General features: G+C 71.6%; 22 protein-coding genes. 9 read left to right on the top strand and 13 right to left on the bottom strand.

Going from position 1 to position 19,974, the window contains the following annotated elements; translation table 11 throughout:
• Window positions 1–14: 14 nt before the first annotated feature.
• On the bottom strand, window positions 15–527 hold the full coding sequence (locus ACYSUO_RS04500; protein WP_461774655.1) for a hypothetical protein: 513 nt from the start codon (window positions 525–527) through the stop codon (window positions 15–17).
• A 101-nt stretch (window positions 528–628) separates the two neighbouring features.
• Window positions 629–1,141 (bottom strand): helix-turn-helix domain-containing protein, encoded by a 513-nt coding sequence (locus ACYSUO_RS04505; protein WP_461774656.1) that lies wholly within the window; start codon window positions 1,139–1,141, stop codon window positions 629–631.
• Window positions 1,142–1,249: 108 nt separating this feature from the next.
• Here ACYSUO_RS04505 and ACYSUO_RS04510 point away from each other — a divergent pair, with 108 nt between their 5' ends.
• Window positions 1,250–2,377 (top strand): aryl-sulfate sulfotransferase, encoded by a 1,128-nt coding sequence (locus ACYSUO_RS04510; RefSeq protein WP_461774657.1) that lies wholly within the window; start codon window positions 1,250–1,252, stop codon window positions 2,375–2,377.
• Window positions 2,374–3,702, top strand: a complete 1,329-nt coding sequence (locus tag ACYSUO_RS04515; RefSeq protein WP_461774658.1) for a uracil-xanthine permease family protein — start codon at window positions 2,374–2,376, stop codon at window positions 3,700–3,702. The genes ACYSUO_RS04510 and ACYSUO_RS04515 overlap by 4 nt, the downstream gene beginning before the upstream one ends.
• On the opposite strand, the gene soxR is transcribed toward ACYSUO_RS04515, so the two are convergent.
• On the bottom strand, window positions 3,650–4,126 hold the full coding sequence (gene soxR / locus ACYSUO_RS04520; protein ID WP_461774659.1) for a redox-sensitive transcriptional activator SoxR: 477 nt from the start codon (window positions 4,124–4,126) through the stop codon (window positions 3,650–3,652). The two genes, ACYSUO_RS04515 and soxR, sit on opposite strands and share 53 nt — an antisense overlap.
• Window positions 4,127–4,229: 103 nt before the next feature.
• Between soxR and ACYSUO_RS04525 the strand changes: the two genes are divergently transcribed.
• Window positions 4,230–4,691 (top strand): MaoC family dehydratase, encoded by a 462-nt coding sequence (locus tag ACYSUO_RS04525; protein ID WP_327669801.1) that lies wholly within the window; start codon window positions 4,230–4,232, stop codon window positions 4,689–4,691.
• Window position 4,692: 1 nt separating this feature from the next.
• Here the strand turns inward: ACYSUO_RS04525 and ACYSUO_RS04530 are convergent, their stop codons facing one another.
• The 3 genes from ACYSUO_RS04530 to ACYSUO_RS04540 form a co-directional block, all read right to left on the bottom strand.
• Window positions 4,693–5,325, bottom strand: coding sequence for a TetR/AcrR family transcriptional regulator (locus ACYSUO_RS04530; RefSeq protein ID WP_461774660.1), 633 nt, complete (start codon window positions 5,323–5,325; stop codon window positions 4,693–4,695).
• A 70-nt stretch (window positions 5,326–5,395) separates the two neighbouring features.
• Window positions 5,396–5,686: a YiaA/YiaB family inner membrane protein gene (locus ACYSUO_RS04535; protein WP_327664110.1), complete on the bottom strand. Its 291-nt coding sequence runs from the start codon at window positions 5,684–5,686 to the stop codon at window positions 5,396–5,398.
• 61 nt (window positions 5,687–5,747) lie between these two features.
• Window positions 5,748–6,908: an acyl-CoA dehydrogenase family protein gene (locus ACYSUO_RS04540; protein ID WP_461774661.1), complete on the bottom strand. Its 1,161-nt coding sequence runs from the start codon at window positions 6,906–6,908 to the stop codon at window positions 5,748–5,750.
• An 80-nt stretch (window positions 6,909–6,988) separates the two neighbouring features.
• On the opposite strand from ACYSUO_RS04540, the gene ACYSUO_RS04545 reads away from it, so the two are divergent.
• From ACYSUO_RS04545 to ACYSUO_RS04555, 3 genes are all read left to right on the top strand, one after another.
• The gene (locus tag ACYSUO_RS04545) at window positions 6,989–7,639 is read left to right on the top strand and encodes a TetR/AcrR family transcriptional regulator (protein ID WP_327664109.1); all 651 of its coding nucleotides are present in this window, start codon (window positions 6,989–6,991) and stop codon (window positions 7,637–7,639) included.
• Between the two features lie 68 nt (window positions 7,640–7,707).
• Entirely contained in the window at window positions 7,708–8,424 is a 717-nt protein-coding gene (locus ACYSUO_RS04550) for an ArsR/SmtB family transcription factor (protein WP_461774662.1), read from the top strand.
• A gap of 106 nt (window positions 8,425–8,530) precedes the next feature.
• Window positions 8,531–9,526: an urea transporter gene (locus ACYSUO_RS04555; protein ID WP_461774663.1), complete on the top strand. Its 996-nt coding sequence runs from the start codon at window positions 8,531–8,533 to the stop codon at window positions 9,524–9,526.
• A gap of 94 nt (window positions 9,527–9,620) precedes the next feature.
• Here ACYSUO_RS04555 and ACYSUO_RS04560 read toward each other — a convergent pair whose 3' ends face one another.
• From ACYSUO_RS04560 to ACYSUO_RS04585, 6 genes are all read right to left on the bottom strand, one after another.
• Window positions 9,621–10,103, bottom strand: coding sequence for a VOC family protein (locus tag ACYSUO_RS04560; RefSeq protein ID WP_461774664.1), 483 nt, complete (start codon window positions 10,101–10,103; stop codon window positions 9,621–9,623).
• A 101-nt stretch (window positions 10,104–10,204) separates the two neighbouring features.
• Complete coding sequence (locus tag ACYSUO_RS04565) at window positions 10,205–11,287, bottom strand: Zn-dependent alcohol dehydrogenase (RefSeq protein WP_461774665.1); 1,083 nt, start codon at window positions 11,285–11,287, stop codon at window positions 10,205–10,207.
• 99 nt (window positions 11,288–11,386) lie between these two features.
• On the bottom strand, window positions 11,387–12,613 hold the full coding sequence (locus tag ACYSUO_RS04570) for an MFS transporter (protein ID WP_461774666.1): 1,227 nt from the start codon (window positions 12,611–12,613) through the stop codon (window positions 11,387–11,389).
• 21 nt (window positions 12,614–12,634) lie between these two features.
• Complete coding sequence (locus tag ACYSUO_RS04575) at window positions 12,635–14,038, bottom strand: CitMHS family transporter (protein WP_461774667.1); 1,404 nt, start codon at window positions 14,036–14,038, stop codon at window positions 12,635–12,637.
• A gap of 171 nt (window positions 14,039–14,209) precedes the next feature.
• Entirely contained in the window at window positions 14,210–14,821 is a 612-nt protein-coding gene (locus ACYSUO_RS04580; protein WP_461774668.1) for a TetR family transcriptional regulator, read from the bottom strand.
• Between the two features lie 222 nt (window positions 14,822–15,043).
• Window positions 15,044–15,532, bottom strand: a complete 489-nt coding sequence (locus tag ACYSUO_RS04585) for a hypothetical protein (protein ID WP_461774669.1) — start codon at window positions 15,530–15,532, stop codon at window positions 15,044–15,046.
• Window positions 15,533–15,712: 180 nt separating this feature from the next.
• Here ACYSUO_RS04585 and hmgA point away from each other — a divergent pair, with 180 nt between their 5' ends.
• The 3 genes from hmgA (at window position 15,713) to ACYSUO_RS04600 (ending at window position 19,162) form a co-directional block, all read left to right on the top strand.
• Window positions 15,713–17,050 carry a homogentisate 1,2-dioxygenase gene (hmgA, locus tag ACYSUO_RS04590; RefSeq protein ID WP_461774670.1) on the top strand — a complete coding sequence of 446 codons (1,338 nt, stop codon included), beginning with the start codon at window positions 15,713–15,715 and terminating at the stop codon, window positions 17,048–17,050.
• Window positions 17,051–17,103: 53 nt separating this feature from the next.
• Window positions 17,104–17,853, top strand: a complete 750-nt coding sequence (locus ACYSUO_RS04595; protein ID WP_461774671.1) for a GntR family transcriptional regulator — start codon at window positions 17,104–17,106, stop codon at window positions 17,851–17,853.
• Between the two features lie 91 nt (window positions 17,854–17,944).
• The gene (locus tag ACYSUO_RS04600) at window positions 17,945–19,162 is read left to right on the top strand and encodes a type ISP restriction/modification enzyme (protein ID WP_461774672.1); all 1,218 of its coding nucleotides are present in this window, start codon (window positions 17,945–17,947) and stop codon (window positions 19,160–19,162) included.
• Between the two features lie 75 nt (window positions 19,163–19,237).
• Here the strand turns inward: ACYSUO_RS04600 and ACYSUO_RS04605 are convergent, their stop codons facing one another.
• Window positions 19,238–19,948 (bottom strand): TetR/AcrR family transcriptional regulator, encoded by a 711-nt coding sequence (locus ACYSUO_RS04605; RefSeq protein ID WP_461774673.1) that lies wholly within the window; start codon window positions 19,946–19,948, stop codon window positions 19,238–19,240.
• Window positions 19,949–19,974: the final 26 nt, after the last annotated feature.

Consider the following 19,974-nt stretch of genomic DNA (forward strand, 5'->3'; position numbering starts at 1 on the left):
GCCCCCCGACCGCGTCAGGGCGTGATCACATCCGTCTGGATCGCCAGCTTGAACTCGGCCAGCGTGATCGGCACCTTCAGCGGGGTGTCCCCGGAGCGGGCGGAGACCTTGAAGCCGACCGGGGTGCCGGGGTGCACGAACATCTGCCAGGTGTACGAGCGGTACTGGCCGCCGCCCGTGGGCGAGATGTCCGTGGTGGCGGTCGAGTCGTAGCCGGTGGAGAGACGCAGCGGGTCGCGCACGAAGCGGGCGCGGTACTCGCTCGCGCGGGTGTCCGCGTCCCAGAAGACCAGCGCGGACAGCGTGCCCCAGCCGTCGTGGCTGGGCCATATCAGCCCCGAGCGGGCGTCCGGGTACCTCGACGAGCCGCCGCCGCCCGCCGGGTCGTGCATGGTCCACGGGTCGTACGACTCCTCGGCGTCCTGGTAGGGGAAACGCACCAGGTGGTAGCCGTCGTTGTCGTAGACCAGTGATTGCGGTCCCGTGCGGGCGGACTCGTACTTGAGTGAAGTGATCGCCACTGCCATGCCGTTCGGCCTCCCCGTCGTGACTTGTGCGACGCATGGTCGCGCCAACCACGGCCACCGACAAGGGGTGTTGCGGACTACCGCGCGAACTGCGGCGCGGCCTACTGTGCGGCGACCCCGACGATGAGGACCCGCGTCCCCGGCTCCAACGGGCGCCAGCGGTGGGCGAGTCCGGCCGCGCAGTACAGCGTGTCGCCGCGCTCCAGGACGTAGTGGGTGTCGTCCACCTCGGTCTCGATCGAGCCGTCGGCGACGTACATGACCTCGTCCCCCGCGTGCCGGAAGACCCGTTCCCAATCGTGGTCGCCGGTGAACTCCAGGGCGTGCAGCCGCTGTTCGCCCCGGACGAGGGGGCGCGCGCCGTCGGCCATCGCGGGCTTCTCCGCCGCGCGCACCACGTCGACCGGGCGGGGCGGCTCGGCGGATGCGAGGAGCTCGACGGCTGTGGTGTCGAGGGCGTCGGCGATGCGCTGGAGCGAGCCCATGCTGGGGCGCGAGCGCCCGTTCTCGACCTGGCTGAGGAACGGGACGGAGACCCCGGCGCGGCGGGCCACCTCGGCGAGCGTCAGCTCCAGGCCGCGGCGCCTGCGTCGAATGCCCGGTCCCACGTTCATGAACTTGTAACGCCCTTTCGCTTCGGCCCCTGTTCCCCGGCAGCCTACCGTCGTGGTTAACTACTTAACCAATACTTAAAAAAGTTAACCACTGGATGGAGGGCCTCCATGGCTCGTGTCGACCAGAACCAGCGCCGCCGCCGCGGCACCGGACTCCTCGCCCTCGACGAGGACGCCGCGTACCCGGGCTACACGCTCTTCGCCCCGCTGACCGGCACCGGCGAGGTGTACCTGATCGACCTGCACGGCGAGGTCGTCCACCAGTGGAACCTCCCGAACCGACCCGGCCGGCACGCGCGGATCCTCGTGAACGGGAACCTCGCCTACAACGGCGTACTGCCCGACGAGCCCGCCCTCTTTCCCATGTGGCACAAGTACCGCGGCGGCCTCATGCAGGAGATCGCCCCGGACGGCACGGTGCTGCGCGAGCACCGCGACCCGCTGCAGCACCACGACGCCCATCACTACGGCGACGGCCGGATCCTCTACACGGCGCTCGAGGCGCTGACCGGTGACGCGGCGGCCGCGGTGCGCGGTGGCGTACCGGGGTCCGAGGCGAGCGGCCCCGACGGCGACACGATCTGGGCGGACACGATCGTCGAGGTCGACGCCGAGGGGAACACGACCTGGGAGTGGAAGGTCTCCGAGCGCCTCGGCCGCGAGGACTTCCCGCTGCACCCGGACTACGCCCGTGAGCACTACCCGCTCATCAACAGCGTGCTGCCGCTCGCCGACGGGAACATCCTCGCGAGCTTCCGCTCCGTGTCGGCCGTCGTCGTCATCGAGCGCGCCACCGGCGACATCATCTGGCGCTCGGAGCCGGGCGTCGTCTCGCAGCAGCACTGCCCCACCGAGCTTACGAACGGCAACTTCCTCGTCTTCGACAACGGCGTCTTCCGGCCGCACTGGGACGTGCCGTTCAGCCGCGTCATCGAGATCGAGCGCTCCAGCGGCAAGATCGCCTGGGAGTACCACGACCCGGCGCGCGAGTCCTTCTTCGCGCCGTTCATGGGCAGCGCCCAGCGCCTCCCGAACGGCAACACCCTGGTCACCGACTCCCCCGCCGGCCGCCTCTTCGAGGTCACGGCCGACGGCTATCTGTGCTGGGAGTACATCGTCCCGTTCTTCGGCGGCTACTCCGAGGAAGAGGTCCGCAAGCTCTTCCCGTCCGAGCCCAACGCCGTGTTCCGCTCCTACCGTTACTCCGCGGCCGAGCTGCCGTGGCTGAACCGGTGACCGCGACCGAGGCACCACCAGTCGCACCGGTCGACGAGCGGCTGCCCCTCAAGCGGCTCGCCCCTCTCGCCTGCCAGCACGTGCTGGCGGGCGTGGCCGCGCCCGTCTCCTCCGTCATCCTCATCGCGACGACGCTGAAGCTGTCGACGACGCAGACGGCCTCGCTGCTCAGCGCGACCCTCGTGCTGTGCGGCGTGGGCGCGCTGCTCCAGTCGCTCGGGGTGGCGGCGCTGCGGGTGGGTGCCCGGCTGCCGTTCCTGATGCTGCCGGGCGGCGCCGCGGTGGCGATCTTCCTGCAGATCGCGCAGGAGTACGGCCCGGCGACGGCCTCGGGCTCCGTCCTGGTCGCGGCCGCGTTCCTGCTCTGCGTGCTCCCCTTCTACGGGCGCCTGGTCCGGCTGTTCCCGCCGCTGGTGATGGGCACGACGGTCGTCCTCATCGGCATCAACATGATCAAGGTGACCGCGCCCATGGTCGCCTCAGGGCCGGGCCTCGGTTTCGCGACGCTCGGTGTGATCGCGGTGTTCTTCCTTGTCCTGCGGGGCGTGTGGCGGCAGATGGCGGTGCTGCTCGGCCTGGTCTGCGGCACGGTGATCGCCGCGCTCATGGGCACCGACCTGGAGGTGGCGCACGGCGGCACCTTCGCGCTGCCCGACCCCTTCCCGTACGGCGCCCCGCACTTCGACTTGCTCGCCGCCATCCCGCTGCTCGTCTTCGCCCTCGCCTCGCTCGCCGAGGCCACCGGGCAGACGGTCCTCAACAGTGAGGCCGTGGGCCGCACGCCCGACGCGGGCCGCGACGTGCCGCGCATCGCCCGCGCCGACGCGCTCGTCTCGCTCGCCTCCGGGCTCTTCGGTACGTCGCTAATGGTGACCAGCGCCGAGAACATCGGCATCGTCCAACTCACGCGTGTACGCAGCCGGTTCGTGACGGCGGCGGCCGGTGTGCTGCTGATCGTGTGCGGGCTGATCACGCCGCTGACCCGGGTGCTCGCGGCGATCCCGGAGCCGGTGGTCGGCGCCGCGGGCCTCGTCATCTACGCGGTGATCGCGGTCATGGGCTTCGGGATGCTCTCCCGTACGGACCTCTCGCACGGCACCGACAGCATCGTCATCGCGCTCGCCCTCGTGATCGGCATGCTGCCGATCGTGTCTCCGGAGATGTACGCGGAGCTGCCGACGTGGGCCCGCACCCTGTTCGGCAGCGGGGTCGCGGCCGGGGCGATCGCGGCGGTCGTGCTCAGCGCGATCTTCCGGGCCCTCGGCCCGAGGCTCACGCCTGGGCCGGATGCTCCCGGCGCTCCCCCATCAGACGGGAGCCCGTGAGGCGCTCGCCGAAGACGTCGTCCGGGTTGGACAGGACACAGGTCTCCAGGGAGAGACACCCGCACCCGATGCAGTCCGTCAGGTGATCGCGCAGCCGCCCCAACTGCTTGATCCGCTCGTCCAGTTCGGACCGCCAGACCTCCGAGAGGCGCGCCCAGTCGTCCCGGTTCGGGGTGCGCTCCTCGGGGAGTTCGGCAAGAGCGTCGCGGATCGTGGCGAGCGGGATGCCGACGCGCTGGGCGGCCCGGATGAAGGCGACGCGGCGCAGGGTGTCACGGCAGTAACGGCGCTGGTTGCCGGAGGTGCGGCGGCTGGTGATCAGGCCCTTGGACTCATAGAAGTGGAGCGCGGAGACGGCGGCGCCGCTGCGCGCCGACACCTGACCGACGGTGAGCTCGTGGATCTTCTCCGGAATCTGTGGCACCCACCCGAGAGTAGACGACCCTAGTGCGGGCGCGGCGGCGTTGTTAGAGTGCCGAGTGGTCTGAGCAAGCGCTTAGACAAGCTACCTGGGAGGTCACGGAGACATGGCGGAGCCGCGCGTTTTCAAGGACGTCGACGACCTGAAGGGCGCCGTCGGCGAGCAGCTCGGGTACAGCGACTGGGTCGAGATCGAGCAGAGCCGCATCGACCAGTTCGCCGAGGCCACGGGCGACCACCAGTGGATCCACGTCGACCCGGAGCGCGCGAAGGAGGGCCCGTTCAAGACGACCATCGCGCACGGCTACCTCACCCTGTCGCTGCTGCCCCTCTTCGGCCCGCAGCTGATGAAGGTCGAGGGCATGAAGATGGGCGTCAACTACGGGACGAACAAGGTCCGTTTCCCCGCCCCCGTCCCGGTGGGCTCCCGGCTGCGCGCCACCGCGAAGGTCACGGACGTGACGGACGTGGCCGGCGGCGTACAGGTCACCGTGGCGTTCAGTGTGGAGCGCGAGGGCGGCGACAAGCCGGTCTGCGTCGCGGAGTCGGTGTCCCGCTACTACCTCTGAGCTACCTCTGGACGCTCACCATGCGCAGCACGAGGTCGGCGTAGAGAGCGCCGACCTCGTCCGGCGTGCGGGGGCCTTCCGCGTTGAACCAACGGGCGACGTCGATGCAGAGGGAGAGGATCGCGACGGTCGTGCCCGGCACGTCGGGGACGTCGAACTCGCCCGCCTTCACACCGTCGTTGATGATCTCCCGCACCGCAGCGTCGCTCTGCCGGCGCAGCGCGACGATCTCGGGCCGGTTCTCCTCGCCCAGCGAGTCCAGCTCGTACTGGACGACGCGCGCGGTCATGTGGTGCCCCGCGTGCCAGCGGACGAAGGTCCGGACGGCCTCGGCGAGCCGCTCGGCGGCCGTGCCCTCGCTCTCGACCGCCCGGCGCAGGATCGCCAGGGCCTTGTCGTGACCGATCCGGCTGATCCTGAGGAGCAGCTCTTCCTTGGTCTTGTAGTGGATGTAGAGCGCGGCCGGGCTCATACCGGCGCGGCTCGCGATGTCGCGGGTCGTGGTCGCGTGGTAGCCGCGCTCGGCGAACGCCTGCACCGCCGCGACGAGCAGCCGCCGGGCCGCGTCGGGTGTGACATCGGCCCACGGCATCTCGTCCGTGGCCTCGTCCGCACCGCGCTCGTCCTGCGTCATCGCTGCACTCACATCCTCCCGTGGGGCTGGTGCCACACCCTACCCTCCGGGGTGAGCGAGCGCTTAGCCGTCACGCCACCGGCTTGAACGGGTCGTGGTCCGCCAGGATCTTCTCCAGGCGGGCCTGGTCGACGCGGCTCACGATCTGGCCCGCCTCCTGGCGGTCCCGGATCACCTTGGCCAGCGTGAAGGCCGAGGTCGTGAGGTAGAGGACGGCGATCGCCAGGAACGCGCGGATCCAGCCGCTGACGTCGAGGCTGTAGATGCCGATGGCCGTCGCGGCGAGAGCGACGACGAAGGATGCGACGGCCTGTCCGTAGAAGGCCACGGTGTTCTGCTGCTTGACCGGTGTGTCACTCATGCCGCACAGCATGCAGCGGATGGGGGCCCGCCCCCATCCGCTCCCGTACTCAATCGCGTACTCAGAACGCCGAGACACCCGTCAGCGCGCGACCGATGATCAGCTTCTGGATCTGGCTCGTGCCCTCGTAGAGGGTCATGACGCGGGCGTCGCGCAGCAGCTTGCCGACGGGGTACTCGTCGATGTAGCCGTAGCCGCCGAAGACCTGGAGGGCGTTGTTCGCCGCGCGGACCGCCGCCTCGGACGCGAACAGCTTCGCCTTGGACGCCGCCGTCGCGAAGTCCTCGCCGCGGTCGATGAGGTCGGCGACGCGCCAGGTCAGCAGGCGGGCCGCGTCCACGTCGACGGAGATGTCGGAGATCAGCTCCTGCACCAGCTGGTACGAGGCGATGGACTTGCCGAACTGCTCGCGCTCGCCCGCGTATCCGACCGCCGCGTCGAGGGCGGCCTGGGCTATGCCCACGCAGCCCGCGGCCACCGACATCCGGCCCTTGGCGAGCGCGGACATCGCGATCGAGAAGCCCTTGCCCTCCGGGCCCATCATCGCGGAGGCCGGCACCCGGACGTCCTCCAGGACCAGCTCGGCCGTGGTCTGGCCGCGCAGTCCGAGCTTGCCGTGGATGGTGTTGCGGGTCAGGCCCGGGGTGTCGGTGGGGACCAGGAAGGCGGAGATGCCCTTGTGGCCCGGGGTGTCGTTGGTGCGGGCGAAGAGGAGGACGACATCGGCCCACGTGCCGTTGGTGATGAAGATCTTGGTGCCGTTGATCACCCAGTCTCCATCGGCACCGCCGTCTCGTACCGCCCGGGTCTGGAGGTCGGCCGGGTTCGAACCGTGGCCCGGCTCCGTGAGGCCGAAGCAGCCGAGCGCCTCGCCGGCCGTCAGCCTCGGGATCCAGCGCCGCTTCTGCTCCTCGCTCGCCCACTGCTGGATCGGCTTGGTGACCAGGCCGAGAGAGACCGAGACGATGCCGCGCACCGACGAGTCCCCGCGCCCCAGCTCCTCCGTGACCAGCGTGTACGCGAGGTGGTCGCCGCCCGAGCCGCCGTACTCCTCGTCGATGGTCAGGCCCAGGAAGCCGACCTCGCCGAGCTTCTTGACGATGCCCCGGTCGACCTCCTCGGACCGGTCCCACGCCACCACGTTCGGCGCGATCTCGCGGTCCACGAAGTCCTTGGCGAGCCGGCGCACCGCCGTCTGCTCCTCGCTCAGCTCCAGGTTCATGGCCACTCCCGCGTGAATCGAATCGTAAAGCAGTTAATTAGCACTGCTAGTTTTTGGCTTGCAGCCCTACTATGTGCCGCATGGCCCGACCGCGCAAGCCCCTCCTGAGCAGAGATCGCATCGTCGACGCGGCCCGCGCCCTCGTCGACACCGAGGGGCTCGCGGCCGTCTCGACGCGTCGGCTCGCCGCCGAGCTGGGGGTGAGCGGGCCCTCGCTGTACAACCACTTCCGTACGAAGGACCAGATCCTGGAGGCGGTCGCCGACTCGGTGAGCGCGCAGGTCGACCTGTCGATGTTCGACACCGACGACGACCGGGACTGGCGCACCGCGCTGCACGACTGGGCCGTCTCCTACCGGGCGGCGCTGCGCGCGCACCCGAACATCGTCCCGGTGCTCGCGCAGGGGCCCGGCCGCCGCCCGGCCGGACTGCGGCTGGCCGACGCGGTGTTCGGCTCGATGGTCGACGCCGGGTGGCCGCCGCCGCAGGCCACGTCCATCGGCGCGCTCATGCGGTACTTCGTGACGGGATCCGCGCTCGGCTCGTTCGCGGGCGGCTTCCCCGACGACGAGGCGGCGTACGACCCCGCCGACTATCCGCACCTCGGCCAGGCGCACCTGCTCGCCGAGCGGCAGGAGATCGTCGACGACCGGGCCTTCGAGACGGGGCTCACGGCGCTGCTCGACGGGCTCGCGGTGCAGTACGAGCAGGTGGCGGCGGGGACGCACTGATATTTCGGCGGCCGCCGGCCACTGATGTTTCGGCGGCCACCGAAGCGTGCCGGGGTCATCCTTGAGCCATGGCCGCCTCGAAGGAACCCGGCGCTCCGCGCCTCGCCGCCCTCGCCTCGCTGATCGCCGACGAGACGCGGGCCGCCTGTCTGCTCGCGCTGCTCGACGGGCGGGCGTGGACGGCGGGCGAGCTGGCGCGGCACGCGGGCGTCGCGGCGTCGACCGCGAGCGAGCACCTCGGCAAGCTCGTCGCGGGCGGGCTGCTCGCCGAGGAGCGGCAGGGCCGCCACCGGTATCTGCGGCTCGCCGACGCGCAGGTCGCGCAGCTCCTGGAGGGCCTCGCCGGGTACGCCGTACCGGACGGCGGCGAGCGGCCTCCCACGCTGCGGGCCGCGTCGGCGCGGACCGCGATGGCCCGCGGGCGGACCTGTTACGACCACCTGGCGGGCCGGCTCGGGATCACGGTCACCGACGCGATGGTCGAGCGGGGGCTGCTGCGGGCCCACGCCGACGCCGCGGCGTTCGCGCTCACCGCCGCCGGGCACGGCTGGTTCCGGGCGCTCGGGGCGCCGCTGGAGCCCGGCTCGCGGCGGCCGTTGACGCGCGGCTGCCTCGACTGGACGGAGCGCCGGCTCCACCTCGCGGGACGGGCGGGCGCCGCGCTGTGCGCCCACGCCTTCGCGGCCGGGTGGGTCGAGCGGGTCGGCTCCGAGCGGGCGGTGCGGGTGACCGGGGCCGGGGAGCGGGCGCTGCGGGCCGAGCTGGGAGTGACCGCGCTGCGCTGAGCGAACCCCGTGGCGCGTTTCCGCCCCCGGCCAGGGCCTTCCCCAGAAGTAGCTGTAACGTACATTCGCCGGGCCGGGAAACATCTTCGTAACACGGGAGCGGCGCATGGCGCAGACGGCGGATGCCGCGATTCACCAGGAAATCGGGCAGAGTTGGGCGACCGGTTGTAGACAGTTCGCGCTGCGCGTGCTGCGCGGGATCGGGCAGGTGACGTTCCTGCCGCGCGCGCTCACCGGTGCGCTGTTCGCCGCGGCCCTGTTCTCCGCCGGGTGGGAGTACGGGCTCTACGGGGTCGGGGGCGCGGCCGTCGGCACGCTGGTCGCGGCGCTGCTCGGCGTGGAGAAGGAGCGGCTCACGCTCGGCATGGAGGGCTTCAACGCCTGCCTCGTGGGCGTGAGTTGTGCCGTCTTCCTCAACCCCGACCAGCTGTCCTCGGTGCTCGTGGCCCTGCTCGGCTGCGCCGCCGCGACCGTGGCCACCGCCGCCGCGGGGCGGGCCCTCGGGGCGTGGGGGCTGCCCGCCCTGACGCTGCCGTTCTGCCTCGTGGCGAGCGTCATCACGCTGGCCGCGCCCGGGTTCGCGCGGGTGTGGACCGGCGGGGGCGGCATCGCCGCGTTCCCGCAGGCGGTGTCCGGGGCCAGGACCGGGCTTCAACTCGACGACGCCGTGCGGGGGTTCTTCGCCGGATTCGGCCAGATCTTCCTGATGCCGCAGTGGTACGCGGGGGCCCTGGTGCTCGCGGGGCTGCTGGTGGCCGGGCCGCGGGTCGCGGGCGTGGCCTGCCTCGGGAACGTTGCGGGCATGGCGACCGCGTGGGCCCTCGGGGAACCCGCCGCGCAGCTGGCCGACGGTACGTCCGCGTACAACGCCGTGCTGGTCGCGCTCGCGCTGTGCGGGGTGTTCCTCGATGCCACGCGGCGTACGGTGCCGTATGCCGTGGCGGGGGCGGTCGCCGCGACGGTGTGCGCGCCGGCGTTCGGGGCGCTGGCGGCGCCGGTGGGCGGCCACATGTTCACGTGGCCGTTCGCACTGACGACGTTGGTGTTCTTGGTCGCGGCGAGGTCGTTTCCTCGGTTGACCAGTTCGAGTCCCGGCGATTGAGCAGGCGGCGCCGTGGCCGAGGCCTCGGGGCTCCGCCCCGGACCCCGCTGGCTCTCGTCCACAAGCGGGGCTTAATTGGCGGAGCCCCGGTCATTTAAGCCGACTCGAGCGCCGCGACGTCCAGTTTGCCCATCTTCATCATCGCGGCCATGACCCGGGAGGCCCGCTCCGTGTCCGGGTCGGCGAGGAGTTCCACGAGCCGGCGCGGAACGATCTGCCAGGACAGCCCGAACTTGTCCTTGCACCAGCCGCACGGCCCGCCCTCGCCACCGTCCGCCGTGATCCGCTCCCACAGCCGGTCGACCTCCGCCTGGTCGGCGCAGTCGACGGAGAGGGAGACCGCTTCGTTGAACTTGAACTCGGGGCCGCCGTTCAGCGCCTGGTACTCGTTGCCCGCGAGCCGGAACTCCATGGTGAGGACGGAGCCGGGCACACCGGGCCCCTCCTTGCCCCAGCGCTGGACCTCCAGGATCTCGGAGTCGGAGCCGGGGAAGAGCGACATGTAGAAGTCGACGGCCTCCTCGGCCTTGCCGTCGAACCACAGACAGGGGCGGATCTTCTGAGCGGTGGCGGGCATGGTGGGCCTCCTGGTTCCCGATCCGGCGCGGTGCCGGCCTGTATCAGGCTTCTCCTCCTACAGACCGGCCGCCAGCCGGGAACTCATCGGCTGGAGTACCGCTAAAACACGACCAACGCCCGGCCGCCCTTGCCCGCCACCATGTTGTCGAAGGCCGCCGGGATCCCGTCCAGCGCGATCCGCTCGGTCACGAGCGTGCTCAGGTCGAGGCGGCCCTCGCGGATGTGCTCGGCGAGCACCGGGAGGTCCTGCGCCGGGTCGCAGTTGCCGTAGACGCAGCCGGACAGCGTGCGGCCCCAGTGGAAGATCTCCAGGGCGTTGAAGGTGACCTGCTGGTCCTTGCCGCCGATGCCGACGACGGTGGTGCGGCCGCCGCGCCGGGTGGACTCCCAGGCGGTACGGATCGTGACGGCGCGGCCGACGCACTCCACCGCCACGTCGACGCCCTGCTTGTCCGTGAGCCCGCGGATCTCGCGCGCGGTCGTCTCGGAGGCCACCACGTAGTCCGTGGCGCCCGCCGCGCGCGCCAGCGCCTCCTTCTCCGGGGAGACGTCAACCGCGATGATCTTCGAGGCGCCCGCGATGCGCGCGGCCTGGAGCGTGGCGAGGCCGACGCCGCCGACGCCGTACACGGCGACGGTCTCCCCCTCCCGTACGCGGGCGGAGTGGTGCACGGCGCCGTAGCCGGTGAGCACGGCGCAGCCGAGCAGGGCCGCGTCGATGAGCGGGACGCCGTCCGGCACCGGCAGGACGCAGTTCGCGGCGACGACCGTCTCCTCGGCGAACGCGGCGACGTTCAGGCCGGGGTGGAGGTCACTGCCGTCGGACGCGCGCTTCGCGTGGATGTTGGCGGAGCCCGCGAGGGCGTTGGCGCACAGCCACACCTCGCCGAGCGCGCAGGCGTGGCAGCTGCCGCAGGAGGGCGCCCAGTTGAGGACGATGCCGTCACCGGGGGCCACGTGCGTGACGCCGTCGCCGACGGAGACGACGGTGCCCGCGCCCTCGTGGCCGAGGACCGCGGGGACCGGGAGCCGCATCGTGCCGTTGGTCAGGGACAGGTCGGAGTGGCAGACACCGGCGGCGGCCAGCCTCACCCGGACCTGGCCGGGCCCCGGTTCGGGCAGGTCGATGTCGGCGATCTCCAGCGGGGAGCCGACGGCGGGCAGTACAGCGGCGCGGACCATGATGAGCACAACTCCCTGAGCGAGTGCGGGGTGTCACGTACGTGCCGAGCCAAACTAGCGTCGCTAGTTTCTGGGGTCCAGTGGGTGCCGGGTGCGGGGTCAGTTCCGCTGGTGATCCTTCTCGCGTCGACGGAGCCGGGGCGCCCATGCCCTCCCCTGCGCGGGACGGCCTCCGGAGCCGCCCCTGACCCCAAGACCCGCCGCCACGAACAGCAGCCCGCCCAGCATCACGAACGGCGCCGCCGTCCCCGCCACGCCCGCGATCAGGCCCGCCGACGCGGGCGCCGCGACCTGGCCCAGGCGGTTGCCGGTCAGCCGGAGCGCCAGGGCGGTGGAGCGGGCCTCCGCGGGGGCGGCCTGGACGACCGTGGTCATGGAGAGCGGCTGGCCCACCCCGAGGCAGAAGCCGAGCACGATCAGCATCACGCCGAGCCCCCACACCGGCACGGGCAGCGCGATACCCGCGCACAGCACCGCCGCGAGCAGACACGTGGTGGCGATCAGGGCCGTCCTGCCGAGCCAGTTGATGAGCGGGGTCATGACCAGGCGGCAGGCGACCGTCGCCCCCGCGCGCAGGCTGAGCAGCACGCCGACCACGGACGGCGCGATCCCCCGGTGCTCGCCCACCACCGGCAGATACGCCGTGAGGATGTCGGTGGCCGACAGGACGGCGAGGCTGATGAAGATGCCGCCGGGCACACCGCGGGTGCGCAGGATGCGGTGCACAGGGACCCTGGAGGCCTCCTTCGTACGCGAACCCGGCTGCGTACGACGGGACTCGATGCGCCACAGGGACGTCACGGCCAGCGCGCAGACGCCCGCCGACACGAGGAGCGCGAGCGCGCTCGTGCCCACCATGTCGTGGCCGTCGATCAGGGCTCCGGCGGCGATCGGCCCGACGAGCTGGCCGAGAGAGGCGCCGATGGTGAAGTGGCCGAAGTTCCGGTCCTGGTCCTCGGGCGCGGACTGCCGGGCCACGATCGACTGGGCGCCGATGACGAAGCACAGATGCCCGAGCCCCATCACACCGCTCCAGGCGGCCATCGCCACGAGGCTGTTCGCGAGTCCGCTCATCGCGCAGCCACCCGCGATGAGGACGACTCCCACGGGGAGCAGCGGCGCGCACCGGCCGTGGTCCGTGCGCCGGCCGAGCGGCACGGCGGCGAACAGCGGGAGCAGCGCGTAGACCCCCGCGATGACGCCGACGGCACGCTCGTCGGCGCCGAGCGCGAGGGCCCGGTAGGAGACCGCGGGCCGCGCCATCGACACCGCCCCTTGCGCGAAGCTGAAGGCGATGACGAGGCGGAGCAGCCAGGCACGGCTCATGAGGTCACGGGATTCATCGGGTCACACGATTCCGAACAGCAGACCGGCGCCGAGGACGACCAGCGCGGTCAACGCCGCCCATTTCACGGTGAACTTGGTGTGGTCGCCGAACTCGACCTTAGCCATGCCCACGAGCACGTAGACCGCCGGGACCAGCGGGCTCGACATGTGCAGCGGCTGTCCGGCGAGCGAGGCGCGGGCGATCTCGAGGGTCGAGACGCCGTGCGCGTTCCCGGCCTCGGCGAGCACCGGCAGGATGCCGAAGTAGAAGCCGTCGTTGGACATGAAGTACGTGAACGGGATGGACAGCACGCCGGTGACGAGTGCCATGTGCGGGCCCATCCAGTCCGGGATGCCGCCCACGACCCACTTCGCCATGTGGTCGACCATGCCGGTGCCCTGCAGCACGCCCGTGAAGACGGCGGCGGCGAAGACCATGCCCGCGACGTTGAGGACGTTCTCTGCGTGCGCGCCGATCCGGGCCTTCTGGTCGGCCATGTGCGGGTAGTTGACCGAGAGCGCGAGCGCGGCGCCGAGCATGAACAGCACCGGGATCGGCAGGATCTCCATGATCATGGAGGCCAGGAGCACCACCGTGAGCAGCGCGTTGAACCAGTAGAGCTTGGGGCGCAGGGTGGCCCGGTTCGGGTCGAGCCCGGAGAACGTCTCGCCTTCGTCGTTCTCGTACGAGGGGGTGGAGGCGGAACCACCGCCGGTACCCGCGCCGGTCCCCTTGGTGCCGCTGCCGGCGCCGACGAGCACCTTCTCCTCGACGGTCTCGGTGACCGTCACGCCCTCGTCCAGGGAGAGATACCCGAGCCGCTTGCGCTCGCGGCGACCGAGCACGTACGAGAGGGCGAACACGAAGAGCAGTCCCACGCCGAGCGCCGGGATCATCGGCACGAAGATGTCGCTGGCGTCCACCTTGAGCGCGGTGGCGGCGCGGGCCGTCGGGCCGCCCCAGGGCAGCGTGTTCATCACGCCGTTGGCGGTCGCGGCGACACCCGTCATCACGACGAGGCTCATCTTCAGGCGCTTGTACAGCGGGTACATCGCCGAGACGGTGATCATGAAGGTGGTGGAGCCGTCGCCGTCGAGCGAGACGATCGCGGCGAGCACGGCCGTGCCCACGACGATGCGGACGGGGTCGGCCTTCGCGAACTTCAGGATGCCGCGCACGATCGGGTCGAAGAGGCCGACGTCGATCATCACGCCGAAGTAGACGATCGCGAACATCAGCATGGCGGCGGTCGGCGCCAGGTCACCGATGCCGGCGATCACGTAGTCGCCCAGGTTGGCGCCCTTGCCCACCAGTACGCAGAACAGCGCCGGTATGAGCACGAGCGCCGCGATGGGCGACACCTTTTTCATCATGATCAGCACCAGGAAGGTGGCGATCATGCCGAAACCGAGGATGGTCAGCATGGGGAGGGGCCCTCTCACGTCTACGTTCGCCTTCGAACAGCCGCCGTGGGGGAGGCAGCCAGCGCGACGCTAGGTGGGCCGAACAAGCGTTAACAAGATGTTGACACGCGAGCAATAAGCGCAAAACTCCAGGTCACGAGCGGTTCACTCGCGTGCTGCGCGCGAAAGGCGTCAGTCGAGCACGCGCGCCAGGTACGCCCGCAGCAGCTCCCGCACCTCCGCGATGATCGCCGCGTCCCCGCGCTCCGGGTCGATCCGGAAGGCGAGCCGGACCAGGGCGTCGGCGGATTCGACGGCGACGAGGAACGCGCGGCGCAGGGCCGCGTCGGGGGCGCGGCCGAGGCGTGGGGCGAGGAGGTCGGTGAGGGTGTCGGCGACGTGGTGGTTGGGGTCGGCGTCCGGGGCGCCCACGGGGAGCTGGGTGCCGAAGTCGACCAGGGAGAAGCCCGGCGCCGTGCGCTTCATCGCGAGGTACTCGTCGAGCACCGCGTCCATCGCGGCCCGCCAGTCGCCGGCGGGGACGTCCCTGAGGCGCGCGGTGACCCGCCGCACGTACCGGTCGAGATTACGCTCGGCCAGCGCCTCGACCAGGGCCCGTTTGTTGCCGAAGAAGCGGTAGACCGAGCCGATGGGCACCTCGGCGCGGTGCGCGACGGCGCGGGTGCTCAGCTCGTCGTAGCCCGTCTCGTCGAGAAGTTCGGCGCAGGCGTCGAGTATCCGGGTCAGGCGCTCGGCGCTGCGCCGCTGAACGGGCTTGCGGCGCAAGGGCGTTGGGTGGGCCATGCGGGCCAGACTAGGGCCTGTCTTCAAACTCCCGTCGTCGCCCGGAGGGCGGCCCGGCGGCGTAATGGGGCCTCCCCTGCTCGAGCGAAGCCGAGAGCTTGGGGAAGCGTGCGATCGCAAGGCGCCGGAGAGTCCTAGTAGCGGAGCTACTCGGGCTTTTCGGCAACGCCGCGAGCGTGCGTGCCAGGCGTCGCCAGGCAGACGGGAGTTTGAAGACAGGCCCTACGGCGATGCGGTGAGGTCCGCGGTGGCCTCGACGGGCTTGTCCGCGACCGCCCACACCGTGTGGTCGTCGGCGTAGAGGCGGGCGGTGAGGTGGTGGGTGCCGCGGTGCAGGCGGGTGCCGGGCAGGCGGTAGTCGACGGCGCGCAGCCGGGCGAGGCAGCGGCCGTCGAGGTAGAGCCGGGCGTAGCCGCGGCGCCCGACGGCCCGGGCCGGGGTGCCGTGGGGGCTGAGGCGGAAGCGCCGGACCCAGATGCGGACCTCCCAGCCGCCCGCGGGGCCCGTCCGCGGCTTCACGATCAGGCCGATCTCGGGGGCGTCCTCCGTGGGGGCCCGGCGGTAGTGATGGCCCTCGGCGTCGGTGCGCGAGAGGACCTCCCCGGCCTGCCGCTGCCCGCCGCCGTCGGCTCCGCAGCCCACGGCGCCCGCGAGCAGGGCGCAGGTCAGCAGCGTCGCGGCGGCCGCTCGCAGGGCAGGAAAGCTGGGCATGTCCGGGACGGTAGAGGACCGTTGACGTTCGGCGGATCCCTCGCGGGGAGGACGCCCGCGGGCCTCCCCTCGGCCGCTGGTACCGCCGAGCATCAGCCATACGACGGACGGTGATGGTCTTGCGCCGCCCACCCGCGAATCCTACGGTGATGCATAGGAATCATTGACCAGGGAGCGATGATGAGCGGGGACGTACGCAAGACCGCCGAGGGGCTGACCTACCTCTCCGGCTTCGGGAACGAGCACGGGTCCGAGGCCGTGCCCGGGGCCCTGCCCGAGGGGCGCAACTCGCCGCAGCGCGCGCCGCTCGGCCTGTACGCGGAGCAGCTCAGCGGCACCGCGTTCACCGAGCCGCGGGCACACAACCGCCGCTCGTGGCTGTACCGGATCCGCCCGTCGGCGGCGCACCCGGAGTTCAGCCGTGTCGACAACGGCGGGGTGCGCACGGCCCCGTTCACCGAGACCGTTCCCGACCCCAACCGCCGCCGCTGGAACCCGCTGCCGGAGCCCGCCCCCGGCACGGACTGGCTGGCCGGCCTGTGGACGCTGGGGGGCAACGGCGACGCGACGCAGCGCACCGGCATGGCCGTGCACCTGTACCACGCCAACTCCCCCATGACGGACCGGGTGTTCAGCGACGCGGACGGTGAACTGCTGATCGTTCCCGAGCGCGGCGGGCTGCTGCTGCGCACGGAGTTCGGGGTGCTCGCCGCCGAGCCGGGCGAGGTCGCGCTGATCCCGCGCGGTGTCCGCTTCCGGGTCGAGCTGCTCGACACTGTGTCCGATGGCGGGCAGAGCCCGACCGCGCGGGGGTACGTGTGCGAGAACTACGGCGCCCCGTTCCAGCTGCCCGACCTCGGCCCGATCGGCGCCAACGGCCTGGCGAACGCGCGGGACTTCAGGGCGCCGGTCGCGGCGTACGAGGACGACGAGCGACCGGTCGAGGTGATCAACAAGTTCTGCGGCAACCTCTGGTCGGCGACGTACGACCACTCCCCGCTCGACGTCGTCGCCTGGCACGGCAACCACGTCCCGTACGTGTACGACCTGCGCCGCTTCAACGTCATCGGGACGATCTCGTACGACCACCCGGACCCGTCGATCTTCACGGTGCTCACGTCGCCGTCCGACACCCCGGGTCTCGCGGGCGTCGACTTCGTCGTGTTCGCGCCGCGCTGGCTGGTGGGCGAGGACACGTTCCGGCCGCCGTACTTCCACCGGAACGTGATGAGCGAGTACATGGGGCTCATCGAGGGCGCGTACGACGCGAAGGCCGAGGGCTTCGTGCCGGGCGGGGGGTCGCTGCACAACATGATGTCGGCGCACGGGCCCGATCGGGACACGTTCGACAAGGCGAGCGCCGCCGAGCTCAAGCCGCAGAAGGTCGACGACGGCCTGGCCTTCATGTTCGAGACACGCTGGCCCGTCACCCTCGCCCCGCAGGCCTCGACGGCCGGGCATCTGCAGCGTGGTTACGACGACGTGTGGCGTGGCCTGGAGCGCCACTTCCGGGGATAGACCGCATGGCCGCCGCATTGCACCACTCCCCCGACGACCGGTACGGATAACCCGTGACGTCATTCGCCCCGGACTCGATCGTCCTGAACCGCAAATTGCCGCTCTGGTATCAGGTGTCGCAGTCCCTGCGCGCCTCGATACTCGGAAGATCGCCCCAGGACCCGCTGCGCCTGCCCACCGAGGAACAACTCGCGGGGCACTACGGGGTCTCCGTGCTCACCATGCGTCAGGCGCTCAAGGAACTGGAGGACGAGGGGCTCATCACGCGGCACCGGCGCCGCGGCACGTTCATCGAGCCGGATGCCCAACAGGGCGCGCCGGTGCGCCTGTTGGGCTCGGTCGACGCGATCGTGGCGCAGCAGTCCGGCATGACGACGCGGCTGCTCGACCACGCCACGGTGCCGGTCCCCGTGGCGTTCGCCGAGTACTTCCCGGGGGCCGGGACCGTCCCCACGTACCACCGGCTGCGCTTCGACGAGAAGACCGGCGAGCCGACGAACCACGCCCGCAACTACCTCCGTCCGGACCTCGGCGCCCGCGTCGACCTCGCGGACCTGGAGCGGTGGCCGATGACGAAGGTGCTGCGGGACGTGGTCGGCGTGCGGATCAGCCGGATCACGGACTCGGTGCAGGCGCGGCTCGCGGATCCCGAGACGGCGCGGCTCCTCGAAGTGCCGCTGCTCAGTCCGATCCTGCATTACACGGGTGTCACGTACGACGAGGAGGGCAGGGTGTTGGATGTGGCGGTGATCCATTACCGGGGGGACCGGTTCTCGTTCACGGTGACGTTGGATGCGGACTGAATTCTCGGCGGCAACGGTGTTGCGGACGCGGGGCTCTGCCCCGGACCCCGCTGCTCAATCGCCGCAGGGGCTTTATTGAGGGAGACGTACCATGCCGGGCGTGACGAACCACCGGCTCACCGACGCGACGCGCCTATCGGACCTCATGCCCTGGTCCGTCGCGCCCCTGCGCCTCGGCCGCGGCTGGCCCGTCGCTCCGGACGCCGCGTCCCTGAAGACCCGTTGGGACGCGTTCGTGCGCGCCGAACCGGCCGAACGCGAGGCACTCCTCGAACCCTCACGCACCCGCACCCTGCACACCGCCGCCGCCCAGCTCCCCGGCCAACGCACCGGCACGGAACCGCTGGCGCACGCGGAGGGGCCCTGCCCGGACCCCGTACCGCTGCTGCACGGCCCGTTCGACGAGCAGTGGCTCATCCCCGACCAGCGCCTGCTCGACGCGGCGCGACCGGAGCTGTGGCGGGTCGCGGACGAGCGGCAGCTGTTCCTGGTCGAGCAGGGGTACGTGCCCGGCGCCGGCGGCCCCGCGCTGCTCGCGTCCGCCGTGCTCCCGGAGGGCCGCTCCCCCGCTGGCCGGCCCGGCCGCATCCGCCCGCTGTACCGCCGCCCCGGCGGCGTGGAACCGAACGTGGCGCCGGGCTTGCTCACCCACCTCTCCGGCGCGTACGACCAGGAGGTGACGGCGGCCGATCTGTTCGCGTGGATCCTGGTGGCGGGCGCCCGCGACGGCTCCCCCGACATCCGCGTGCCACTGCCGGACGACGCCGACGTGTGGGCACGCGGGGTCGAACTCGGGCGCCGTGTCCTGTGGTTGGAGCGGCGCGGCACGGACGGCGACCGGCCCAAGCTGCCCGGCGGCCGCCGCCCGTACGTGCGCGCCCCGCTGCCGGACCGGCCCACGGAGGTCCTCTACGACCGCGAGGAGGAGGCCCTGGTCGTCGGCGACGGGCGCATCTCCCCGGTGCCGGCGGCGGCCTGGGACTTCCACGTCAGCGGGGTCGGGGTCCTGGAGCAGTGGTTCGCACGCCGCACCGCGCCCGCCGAACCCGGCACACTCGCGGCCCTGCGCCCGTCGACCTGGCCGCAACCATGGACGTCACAACTCCTGGAACTCATCACGGTCCTCACACTGCTCGCGGAACTTGGCCCGCAGCAGGACGAGTTGCGCGAGGCCGCCCTCGCGGACCCGCTCACGACGAAGGACCTGGAACGGGCCCGCGTGCTGCCCGTCCCGGACCCCGCCCGCCACCCGGCCACCGTCCTGGACCACCAAGAAGAGGGCCCGGGCGGCCAGTTCGCGATCCTCTGACCTCACGAGCCGATCACGCCCGGCCGAACCCCGGTGGCCGAACCAGGGCCCCGTGAACCGCCAGCCAGGGCTTGGTCACCCCGCCGCGAACCCCTCCAACGTCCTCCGCAGCGCCCGCTCGAACACCGCCTCCAGGTCGATCGGGCCCGCGTCCTCGGCGAACGACGCCGCGAGGCGCGGGTATCGGCCCGAGGCCACCTGCCCGCCCAAGTACGCGATCCGCACCGCCTGTTCCTGCTCCGCGCTCCACGGCAGGGAACGCGTCCGCTCGGCCGTGGCGATCTCGTTCGCGACGTACGTCGTGACCACGCTCGTCACCGCCGCGACCAGCTCCATCTTCGTGCCGTACGGCAGATCGAGCGGGTCGAGGCAGGTCAGGCAGTACTCCAGGTACGCGAGCGCGTTCGGACTGAAGCCGTAGACCGGTGACATCAGCCCGGGCAGCCACGGATGCCGGTGCATCAGCGCCCGCGACTGCCGGGCGAGGCCGAGGATGTCCGCCCGCCAGTCGCCGCTCGGCTCCGAGAACGTGTACTCGGCACTGACGGCGTCGACCATCAGCTCGTACAGGTCCTCCTTGCGCGGCACGTAGTTGTACAGCGACATCGTGCCCATGCCCAGCTCACCGGCGATCTTCCGCATGGACACCGCGTCGATGCCCTCGGCGTCGGCGACGCGGACCGCCGTCGCCGCGATGTCGGCCCTGCTGTGCGCGGGCCTCGGCCCCCGCCCGGCGCGCTCGGGGCGCGCCCAGATCACTTCGGGTTCGGCCGCTCGGCCCGCCATTGATCATCACCTCGCGCTCCATCCTA

Source organism: Streptomyces sp. UC4497, from assembly GCF_054871485.1.

Bases quoted from the DNA above. Each gene is read 5' to 3' on its own strand.
- ACYSUO_RS04605 (WP_461774673.1), bottom strand. From the start codon at position 19,948: ATGGCGGGCCGAGCGGCCGAACCCGAAGTGATCTGGGCGCGCCCCGAG.
- ACYSUO_RS04570 (WP_461774666.1), bottom strand. From the start codon at position 12,613: ATGAGCCGTGCCTGGCTGCTCCGCCTCGTCATCGCCTTCAGCTTCGCG.
- ACYSUO_RS04510 (WP_461774657.1), top strand. From the start codon at position 1,250: ATGGCTCGTGTCGACCAGAACCAGCGCCGCCGCCGCGGCACCGGACTC.
- ACYSUO_RS04505 (WP_461774656.1), bottom strand. From the start codon at position 1,141: ATGAACGTGGGACCGGGCATTCGACGCAGGCGCCGCGGCCTGGAGCTG.
- ACYSUO_RS04600 (WP_461774672.1), top strand. From the start codon at position 17,945: ATGCCGGGCGTGACGAACCACCGGCTCACCGACGCGACGCGCCTATCG.
- ACYSUO_RS04565 (WP_461774665.1), bottom strand. From the start codon at position 11,287: ATGGTCCGCGCCGCTGTACTGCCCGCCGTCGGCTCCCCGCTGGAGATC.
- ACYSUO_RS04530 (WP_461774660.1), bottom strand. From the start codon at position 5,325: ATGACGCAGGACGAGCGCGGTGCGGACGAGGCCACGGACGAGATGCCG.
- ACYSUO_RS04540 (WP_461774661.1), bottom strand. From the start codon at position 6,908: ATGAACCTGGAGCTGAGCGAGGAGCAGACGGCGGTGCGCCGGCTCGCC.
- ACYSUO_RS04555 (WP_461774663.1), top strand. From the start codon at position 8,531: ATGGCGCAGACGGCGGATGCCGCGATTCACCAGGAAATCGGGCAGAGT.
- hmgA (WP_461774670.1), top strand. From the start codon at position 15,713: ATGAGCGGGGACGTACGCAAGACCGCCGAGGGGCTGACCTACCTCTCC.
- ACYSUO_RS04585 (WP_461774669.1), bottom strand. From the start codon at position 15,532: ATGCCCAGCTTTCCTGCCCTGCGAGCGGCCGCCGCGACGCTGCTGACC.
- ACYSUO_RS04560 (WP_461774664.1), bottom strand. From the start codon at position 10,103: ATGCCCGCCACCGCTCAGAAGATCCGCCCCTGTCTGTGGTTCGACGGC.
- ACYSUO_RS04545 (WP_327664109.1), top strand. From the start codon at position 6,989: ATGGCCCGACCGCGCAAGCCCCTCCTGAGCAGAGATCGCATCGTCGAC.
- ACYSUO_RS04580 (WP_461774668.1), bottom strand. From the start codon at position 14,821: ATGGCCCACCCAACGCCCTTGCGCCGCAAGCCCGTTCAGCGGCGCAGC.
- ACYSUO_RS04550 (WP_461774662.1), top strand. From the start codon at position 7,708: ATGGCCGCCTCGAAGGAACCCGGCGCTCCGCGCCTCGCCGCCCTCGCC.
- ACYSUO_RS04500 (WP_461774655.1), bottom strand. From the start codon at position 527: ATGGCAGTGGCGATCACTTCACTCAAGTACGAGTCCGCCCGCACGGGA.
- ACYSUO_RS04525 (WP_327669801.1), top strand. From the start codon at position 4,230: ATGGCGGAGCCGCGCGTTTTCAAGGACGTCGACGACCTGAAGGGCGCC.
- ACYSUO_RS04535 (WP_327664110.1), bottom strand. From the start codon at position 5,686: ATGAGTGACACACCGGTCAAGCAGCAGAACACCGTGGCCTTCTACGGA.
- ACYSUO_RS04575 (WP_461774667.1), bottom strand. From the start codon at position 14,038: ATGCTGACCATCCTCGGTTTCGGCATGATCGCCACCTTCCTGGTGCTG.